The sequence below is a fragment of the Acinetobacter seifertii genome (assembly GCF_000368065.1).
GTDB classification, from domain to species: domain Bacteria; phylum Pseudomonadota; class Gammaproteobacteria; order Pseudomonadales; family Moraxellaceae; genus Acinetobacter; species Acinetobacter seifertii.
Genome location: NZ_KB851207.1, coordinates 1 through 1,461, shown reverse-complemented (window position 1 = coordinate 1,461; position 1,461 = coordinate 1). Strand labels below are relative to the sequence as shown.

Below are 1,461 nucleotides of genomic sequence, written 5' to 3'. Positions count from 1 at the left end.
TGTTATTCACCAATTAAAATGTCTATGCGATAAACCATTTAAAATGTCCTGTTTTTAACCACAAGAGTCAAGCACAGGATTTAACTTTCTTTGTTCAATAACAGCTTTCTGAGCTTTACGACTCGGCATACTTTTCTTGAGACGGGAACGTTTATTCTGTTTTTCCAACTCTTCATGCTGTTGCTGAATATGTGCCAGAACTGTACCTAACCGTTTATTCTCAACGATCTCATTCTGCTGTAGCCCAGCTAATTTATTGAAAATGCTGTAGTTGAGCTTTCGTCCCTCGTACATGAGGGCCACAGTGCCATCTGGGTACTCCAGAAATGAAATATATTGCCCAACAAGCTTATGATTCAGCTCTGTCGGTTCAAGCAGATAAATACATTTGTCATAGGTCAGGGTCAGATTCTTGGTGACCTTACGCGGTTCCTGCCAGGTAAAAATATCATCCAGTTCAAGATGAGATTCGGTTAATGGCCGATGTAAATTCTTTGAGTTTCGCGCACACTTGGCAAACTTCTGATTGAAATGCTCAATAAAGCAGGGCAGCCAGGCATTTGCCTCGGCAATTGAACAGATACCTTCTAGGCGCATTTCCTTGATCAGGCGATCCTGGAGTGTTCTATTGGCACGTTCCACACGGCCTTTGGCCTGGGGTGAGTTGGCGAAGATAATATCAATATTTAACTCATTCAGAATCCGCCCAAATTGCGTGATCTGGCTGTCCTGGCTCGATTTCTGGTTCACTCGGAAGACCGAATGTTTATCGCTATAAAAGGCCAGAGGCTTACCGTATTGTTCAATGTAGGCTCGGGTTGAAAGCATATAGTCGAAGGTCGTTTCCGCCTCACAGAAGCGCAGATGCAACAGCTTTCCAGTGGCATCATCGATATAAACCAGCAAGCAGCACTTAGCAGCGCGTCCTTCGAACCAGTCATGATATGAGCCATCAATCTGGATTAGCTCACCGAAGCAATCCCGGTTATAACGTGGCTGATATGGACGTTTAAGGCGCTTGGATCGTGGAATCCAGAGGTCATTTGCAGTCATCCAGCGCCGAAGCGTTTCTACCGGGATATTCAGGTCAAACATGCTGCTGAGCTTCTCATGGGCCAAGGTAGGTCCAAATCCCAGCAGATGTTCAGAAATAATGGAAAGACATTTTGATTTTAATAAATCATCATGGCGACGATGGCCAGGTTGACCACGACTGGCATGCGCCATACCTGAAACACCATCTTGATTGAGCTTCTGTAATAACCGGGTAATTTGACGGGTTGAAAGATTAAGGATTTCAGCAGCACGGACTTGTGTAATACGATGATCTCGAACGTCTTGCAGAACAGCAAGACGTTGAATTTCTTTGTCAGACATAGTGATCAGCATCTATATTTCATATCCAGTCCATGATGTTTAAGCCATCATAAACTAGACATTTTTATTGGTGAGAATATAGAC

The 1,461-nt window shown here is 43.9% G+C and carries 1 protein-coding gene; it reads right to left on the bottom strand.

Features of this window, described 5'->3' with window-relative positions:
• Window positions 1-54 precede the first annotated feature (54 nt).
• Complete coding sequence (locus F985_RS24905) at window positions 55-1,389, bottom strand: ISNCY family transposase (RefSeq protein ID WP_004699130.1); 1,335 nt, start codon at window positions 1,387-1,389, stop codon at window positions 55-57.
• Window positions 1,390-1,461 lie beyond the last annotated feature (72 nt).

Bases quoted from the DNA above. Each gene is read 5' to 3' on its own strand.
- F985_RS24905 (WP_004699130.1), bottom strand. From the start codon at position 1,389: ATGCTGATCACTATGTCTGACAAAGAAATTCAACGTCTTGCTGTTCTG.